General features: G+C 36.6%; 7 protein-coding genes. 1 reads left to right on the plus strand and 6 read right to left on the minus strand.

The window, feature by feature from the left end; translation table 11 throughout:
- Positions 1–24: 24 nt before the first annotated feature.
- Positions 25–2,487 (plus strand): glycoside hydrolase family 9 protein, encoded by a 2,463-nt coding sequence (locus tag PLH43_RS12335; RefSeq protein WP_324363555.1) that lies wholly within the window; start codon positions 25–27, stop codon positions 2,485–2,487.
- Positions 2,488–2,664: 177 nt separating this feature from the next.
- On the opposite strand, the gene PLH43_RS12340 is transcribed toward PLH43_RS12335, so the two are convergent.
- The 6 genes from PLH43_RS12340 to PLH43_RS12365 all read right to left on the minus strand — a co-directional run bounded on the left by PLH43_RS12340 (position 2,665) and on the right by PLH43_RS12365 (position 7,469).
- Positions 2,665–3,288 carry a hypothetical protein gene (locus PLH43_RS12340; RefSeq protein ID WP_324363557.1) on the minus strand — a complete coding sequence of 208 codons (624 nt, stop codon included), beginning with the start codon at positions 3,286–3,288 and terminating at the stop codon, positions 2,665–2,667.
- 62 nt (positions 3,289–3,350) lie between these two features.
- Positions 3,351–3,932 (minus strand): hypothetical protein, encoded by a 582-nt coding sequence (locus PLH43_RS12345; RefSeq protein ID WP_324363559.1) that lies wholly within the window; start codon positions 3,930–3,932, stop codon positions 3,351–3,353.
- A 48-nt stretch (positions 3,933–3,980) separates the two neighbouring features.
- Positions 3,981–4,469 (minus strand): hypothetical protein, encoded by a 489-nt coding sequence (locus PLH43_RS12350; protein ID WP_324363561.1) that lies wholly within the window; start codon positions 4,467–4,469, stop codon positions 3,981–3,983.
- 50 nt (positions 4,470–4,519) lie between these two features.
- Positions 4,520–5,953, minus strand: coding sequence for an MATE family efflux transporter (locus PLH43_RS12355; RefSeq protein WP_324363563.1), 1,434 nt, complete (start codon positions 5,951–5,953; stop codon positions 4,520–4,522).
- A gap of 293 nt (positions 5,954–6,246) precedes the next feature.
- Complete coding sequence (locus PLH43_RS12360; protein ID WP_324363565.1) at positions 6,247–6,861, minus strand: S41 family peptidase; 615 nt, start codon at positions 6,859–6,861, stop codon at positions 6,247–6,249.
- Positions 6,810–7,469, minus strand: coding sequence for a DUF5050 domain-containing protein (locus tag PLH43_RS12365; RefSeq protein WP_324363567.1), 660 nt, complete (start codon positions 7,467–7,469; stop codon positions 6,810–6,812). The genes PLH43_RS12360 and PLH43_RS12365 overlap by 52 nt, the downstream gene beginning before the upstream one ends.
- Positions 7,470–7,616 lie beyond the last annotated feature (147 nt).

Raw genomic sequence — 7,616 nt, forward strand, 5'->3', positions numbered from 1 at the left:
TAAATATTATACGAGGAGGGTTTTATGAATATTAAACATTTGCTAGCTTTTTGTGTTTTTATTGCAGTAGTATTTACCTCTGCAATTGGACCCGTGATGGTAGCTAATGCAGGTGCTCCTGACGGGTGGAGAAACCTTCCGGATTTTTATGTATTCAAAGATAAGTTCAGCGGTTGGGCCGGAAGTGGTGCAGACGAATTGGAAACGATAAATGGCAGTTTGCCTGTTGACACACAAGTTACATATGAAAATCTACCTTCTTTGAGACTTAATGTTAGAACAACGCTATCATCATATTGGATGACGGTTATACTTTGTCTGGCTGAATGGAACTGCCATGATGTATCAAGATATGTTCCGAACGGATACCTGGAATTTAATGTGAAAGGCAAAAATGGAGGGGAGCAATTTTTAATCGGCGCGGTTGATCATGTCGCAGAACGTCCGTCAGGTGTTGAAAAGACTATAACCAAGCCGATAACAGATTATTGCACCATTACTACCGAGTGGCAGCACGTAAAAATACCTTTAAAGGATATTTTAGATCCGTCACTTGGCATGGACCCATATAATGCAAAGGCTATTGTTCTGGACAAAGTGAATTTGGATCCGTTTTGTGTTTGGATAAATCAGCTTAAAATAACTTCTCCCGATAAAGAAAATGCTTTTCCGGCTATTAAAGTAAATCAGGTTGGTTTTTTGGAGTCTTCTGAAAAATATGCCTTTGTCAGTGGATTTGAAGATGATTTTAATGCCACTGTCGGAACAGAGTTTCAGGTAAGGAGAGTTTCTGACGACTCGGTTGCTTATAGCGGACAATTGGTCCTCGTTGCGGATTATGACGCATATGATTCGGGAGAAAGGGTTTTTAAAGCTATATTTACCGACCTTAAAGAACCCGGTGAATATTACATTACAGTTAATGCAGAAGGTATAGATGCGTCTCCTAAGTTTAAGATAGGAAATGACATTTATAAATCTTTATTGGTTGACGCGTCAAGATACCTTTATTATCAACGTGCCAATATAGACCTTGAGGCTCCGTATTGTACCGATTACCCACGAAAAGATAAGACACCTCAGGATTTCAATTGTGCCTTTGCCTCCAATCCATCGATTACAAAAGATGTGTCAAAAGGATGGTACGATGCCGGCGATCCCAATAAGTATGTAATTACCGGAGCACAAACAGCATCAAATCTATTGAGTGCTTATGAGATGTACCCGGAAGTATTCTATGATAATCAAAATAATATTCCTGAAAGCGGCAACGGCGTTCCTGATATACTTGATGAGGTTAGATGGGAACTTGAGTGGATTTTGAAAATGCAAGATCCCGAAAGCGGCGGTTTTTATTGCTGTGTCACTTTTACAGACAACTTCTCAGCTGGCCAAAGGGTTATAATGGATAAAAAAGACAATATCGGAAATATAAAATCAACAAATGATACCGCAGCTGCCGTCGGGGTTTTAGCTCAGGCTTCATTGATATATTCGAAGTATGATCCAGCCTTTGCTAAAGAGTGTTTAGATGCTGCTAAAAGCGGATGGGCGTTTCTTCTACAGAATCCAGATAATATTAAAGCCCCAGGTGGATCTTATGCTACAGACAACGACGAATGTTCAAGGTTTTTCGCTGCAGCTTCTTTGTATAGGGCTACAGGCGATTCAAGTTGTCATGATTATGTTAAGTCAAACTATAAGAAAGTTTATTCAAGCGAATCCGGAGATGGTTCTTTTGGTTGGGAAAATGGATTTTTCAACTACATGAAAGCCAAAAACCGTGACAGTGATGTTGAAAGCTGGTTTAGAGATAGTTTTACCAAATGGGCAAATAATAAAATAAATAGAGTAAAAAACAATCCTTGGGGTAATGTAATTGAATACGGTAATTATTACTGGGGTACTAACAGTGTAATACTTGGTTGTCCTAGAGAAGTTTTACTTGGATCCGCCATTTTCGGGATGAATTCTGAGGAAGTTAATATGATGGCTCTTTCTTCATTAAACTGGATTTTAGGTGCCAATCCTATGAGAAAGAGCTTTGTATCTGGGTATGGCGATGATTGCATTAAAGAAATATTCGACACATGGAGCCAGGACGGGTTACCGGGAATTCCTAAGGGAATTATGCCCGGAGGTCCTAATAAATATAATGGTGCAAACATATCGATATTTCCTGCCAAATGCTATATGGAAAGCGCCGCCGAATTTACAACAAATGAGCACACTACAGGTTGGAATTCCCTTCTAGTGTTTATGGCAGCATATGCTAACAGTATATCAACACCAGCACCTCAAAAGAGTCCTGACTTAAACAAAGATGGAGTTATTAATATAGAAGATATTGCTTTAATAGTTAAGGTATTTAATTCGGTACGCGGAGATGACGAGTATATTGCATCTTACGACTTAAACAGCGACGGTTCAATAAATATGGCAGATGTAATGATTATTGTTAATGTTTTTAATACTATCATCCCCTGATGTTTATTAAATAATAATTATTTATCATGAGAAATATATATTTGCTTATACAAGAGAAAGTAAACGACAAGAATTTCTATCGTTTACTTTCTTTGTTTTTATATAATTCACGAGAACTACACATAGTTCAGACCTAGTAATATTAATATCATGAACCAGTTTTGGAAATAATTAACATTAGTGAAAAAGCTCCAAATCTTCTTCACTAAAACTGTTTTCATCAAAAGCAAATTCCACTTCTATACCCAAATCTCTGAAATACTCAAAAATCTCAATGGTCCTCTTTTTATATAGTCTAGCCAAAGTCGCATTTCTTTGAAATGGTCCAATCGTACCATAAGTAATAGTTTCACCATGTTTTCCCGTTTCATTTCCAAAAGCATCTGAGGCATAAACACCGACTCCAACATCTGCCTCACTTTCAGCGTACTGAGCAAATTTACTCCAGGATTCCTTTACGCTATCCTTTATGTTATCGTGACCTGCTTTTATTAATATATCATACGCATTATCCATTTCATTCTTCCAAGATTGCATATATAGAAACATTACTCTTCTTAAAGTAAATGAATTCACTTTTGATAACTTGTGTTCATCAAAAAAGTTATCTATTGGGTTATTTTCTATTATATCAACATTATCATTACTTACCTCTTTTTCCTCTTCTAGATTTAGTAATTGCAGATATGACAAAATACTTTCCTCTTCTTTTATTTTATGAATATTTGTGTTTTTTAAAATAAAATAAACATTTAATAGAAGACTAGCAATAAAAATTATATTCAAAATCTTTACTTTCATATAGTTCTCCCGAAAGATTTTATATGCACAATTCTATACAATGTTTTTGAGGACGGATACGCTCACATCCACTTTTCAAACTCATGTAATTTCCAGCGGATTGGCTTTATATCGGATTCAAAACTATTTACTTCGCTTAAAAATTTCTCAAACAAACCTTGACCATAGTCCCAACGGTCTTCTTGCGGGTCATAACATACCCCACCGAAAATTTCCGGAAGAATTGCCGCGCTCAAAAAAGCCATCCTAAACTCTAATGTATCCAAGGTTCCCCACCTTAGAGTTATCTGTTTTTTACATTCACTCAGGATAGAATCCACTTCTTTATTTACAAATACAAACTCATCTTTTGATAGGCTAAATAACGACTTTAGAAATGATTTTTTAGGCTGTGCCTCTTTTTTTATATCTTCAAAGTTAAAATCGTCAATATACATTTCAAAACCCGATATCCAGTCTTTATCTTTTAGAAGACTTATATCCGGTTCATCAAAATGTATTTTAAAAGGCAGAAAACCAAATTGGTTGGAAAAAGAAAAATCCGGGTGAATATTTACCTTCATTTTTGCATCTTGGAATCTTTTTTCCCATTTCTTGATTCCATCATCACTTACAGTTTTTAAATAAACACATAATTCAAGCATATTTTCTCCCCCACATTTATATATACGCTGAACAGCCCTGCAAAACCCTTACCGGCCTTTTAATTCGCACAAAAAAGTAGCTTTCCACTTTTTATTGTATGGCTTTATATAGACTTTGTAATAGTTGTCCGCAGTCCAAGAATCAGTAACAAGAAATTCCGGGAGATTATGAACTGCATCGGTAAAATCATACACTCTTTCGTACTCTTTTCTTTCCAACAGCTTAATCATCTCATTTGCCACAATCGGTAACACATAAGCATATTTATTCAGCTTATTAATATCATAAAAAATTCTATTTTGATTGTAAACATTTAATTCATTTATCAGGTAATCCTTTTCAATTGCATCAACATTTTTAATATGATTAATATCACTTTTAAGCATAGCTATTTTTTTGGAGTTTAAATCCAAATCCATATATTTTTCAAAAGCTCTCAATAAATCAATATAATAAAAACCTTTGGGATTTGCCCTAATTAATACAAACAATGCTTTATAAGCTCTCATAAAATGGTATATGCAATTAAAATCCATAGTGCATCTCACCCTATGAAATCCATAAAATATAACGTGAATTTCCGTCTTTACACCGGCTGCTTTTTGGCTACAATATTCTGGGCCCACTGGCCTTTCTTTATGATATACACTCCGATTGCACTCTTTAAAGCATCAGGAAGATAACATACCGGATAGGCAGCATAAATATTAAAATCTGTATATCTTGAAATCAAATAAGCCACAGGAACAACTACACCCCATGTGTATGCACTGTCAAAGACAAGGGTAATAAACGTTTTGCCTCCCGAACGTATAGTAAAATAGCTGCAGTGGGATACGGCAAAAAACGGCATGTAAAGTGCACTCACCTTCATGAAGTGAGCTGCAAGGCTTCGCACATCTTCAGTTGTATTATATATGTGCGGTATTACAGGAGCTACAGCTATGAGTATCGCCCCGACTACAAAACAGGTACATACACTGAAAAAAATCAATTTCCATGAGTATTCTTTCGCACGGGACATATCACCGGCTCCGAGAGCTTGCCCTACCATAACGGCAACCGCCGACCCCATTGATATAAATACTACATTAAACAGGTTTGTTATGGTATTGGATATATTAAGAGCACCAACAACATTCAGTCCATATGTTGAGAATATCTGCGTCAACATTGATACTCCAATCGACCACAAAATCTCATTTATCAGTAGAGGCATTCCCTTATTGAATATTGTCAGTGCAAGTTTCCCCGGAACCCTTAAAGAACGGTAAAGTCCAACTATGAACCCAAATCGAGCCGTATTCCTATGGGTGTATACAGCTATAATCACCAACTCCACATAGCGGGATATAACCGTTGCAATAGCAGCACCCGCGACTCCCAATTCGGGAAAACCCAGTTTACCGAATATCAACACATAGTTTAAGCACAGGTTTGTTACCACAGCAGCTATACTTGCTACCATAGGCAGCACTGTCTCACCGGCCTCACGAAGAGTACTTCCGTATGCCTGGGACAATATGAAAGGCAAAAGCCCCCACAGCATTATTCTCAAATAAGCGTGTCCGTGCTCCAGCATTGCCGCCGCTTCCAGCGGGTCTCCCTCTCCCTTAAGAAACAGAGAAATCAGCCAATCTCCTCCAGTCAAAAATACTGCCAGTGAAACCACTAATATCACAGCAGAGATCCACAGCTTATATCTGAATGTATACCTAACACCGTCATTATCGCCTGCTCCAAAAAACTGTGCGCCAAAGATACCGGCTCCGGCCAAACCTCCGAACACCGCCAGATTGAATACGAACATAAGCTGGTTTGCAATTGCAACACCGGACATTTCAGCTGTCCCCACCTGTCCGACCATAATATTGTCGAGCAGGTTGACAAAATTGGTAATAGAGTTTTGAATAATAATCGGTAGGACAAGCACCAGTACTGTTTTGTAGAATTTTCTGTCACCTATGAACGTTCTTTTGAACCTTTTAAAAATATTGCCAAAATATGATACTTTATTCATCCAAATATCCTCTCGTTTCCTTCCGTATCCGTATATTTTAGCATAGTTCAAAACTATAGTCCATAGTCTAAAAAACTTATAAATCAGAGGTTCATAACTGTTGCTAAACTTTTAATTACTTTTATGTTATCTAGCGACTAAAAACAAAATTCTTACTCCATACCAAATTTAAAGCTCATCGGTCCGTAGATTACAAACCAATGAGCATAAGTTATACTTAAATATTTTCTTATACCTTTAAAGCTTTTTTGAAATAAAGGCAGTTCAAATCAATTTTTAAAAATCTCTCTTTGTCACCGAGCGAGCTGTAATAATTTTTCCACTTCCTTCATATAATCGGAATCATTCTTGACAACTATATCCGGTGTTATACCGCTTTCCGTTAGGTTCTGACCTTCCACATTCCAGTAAAAACTCGCAAGGTATACGGCAAAACCTTCTTCCTCATTATGATACACTATATGGCTGGTGTTTTCTCCAAAAGTGGTACGTCCAATAACGATAGTATTTTTTAAGTGTTTTTTTAGCCCTAATGTAAGAAGTTCCGCACTATTTGCCGTATTCTCATTAACGAGAATCAATATTTGCTTAAACTCAACATAATCGGCAGCAGAATAAGGAGAGACCGTATATCCGTTCCAGAAGTATGTATAATAATATATCAAACATTCCGGCAGCAAATAGTCAAGAATAGCATCTGCAGTTAGAATATATCCTCCTCTGTTGTCCCTTAAATCAATTACAAGAATTTTTTCCTTGGGATTTTCAATCTTGTCCAGTTTCTCGATAAATTTATCCTCGAGGTCTAACGTAAAGCTTTTTATTTTTACATAGACCGCATTGTCTCCCAAATCCTTTATCTCAATCTGTCCATCACCATATCCATGTGTAAAACTGCTTTCATCCATACAGAAAGTAAAAACATCATTGTCTGCTTTGATAGATTCAATATACTGTTCCACATCATCAAAATTGTACTTGATCTACCATACTCGCTAACTTCCGTAACTTGACTGCCATCATGCTTCATTTTATATATTTTCCCGCCACCTATATGACTTTCAAAATATATCCACCCATCAGCGACATTCATATAGCTCATTGGATAATCATTCAACCTTCGGTCGTCAGTACCGTCAAGCTTCATTTTGTGAGGTTTGAAATGATCAGTAAGTAATATATAATATATCCATCCATCATATATTGTAATGCAATCCATGTCTTGATTGCTGATTTTTATCCTTTCCGTCCCATCTGGTTTCATCCTGAAAAACCCCTCTTCTTTAGGGTTATTTGTCTCGGTATACCTGCAATATCCGTAAATATAGCCATCATATGCAGTTAAGTTATCATACCGGCCATTATATATCTTTTTCTTCTGGCTTCCATCCTCTTTCATTCTATATAGTCCGCTGCCGTCAAAGGAATAATAGACCCAGCCGTCATACTTTAAAACGAGACCTCTATTGGCCATGTTGCCCGAAGTATTTAAACTGATATTTGGTGTATTAGGCAAAGCAAAACAGCCTATAGATGCAAAAAAAATTACACACAAAAAAAAACAAGCGAAAATAACATACATTTAATTTTTTTCATTTTTATATACATTCCTTGTACAATTAATATTGTTATTTCATCAGTGACTTTTGCCACTGTTCGACCC

This window comes from Acetivibrio sp. (assembly GCF_035371925.1).
Classification (GTDB): Bacteria; Bacillota; Clostridia; order Acetivibrionales; family Acetivibrionaceae; genus Hungateiclostridium.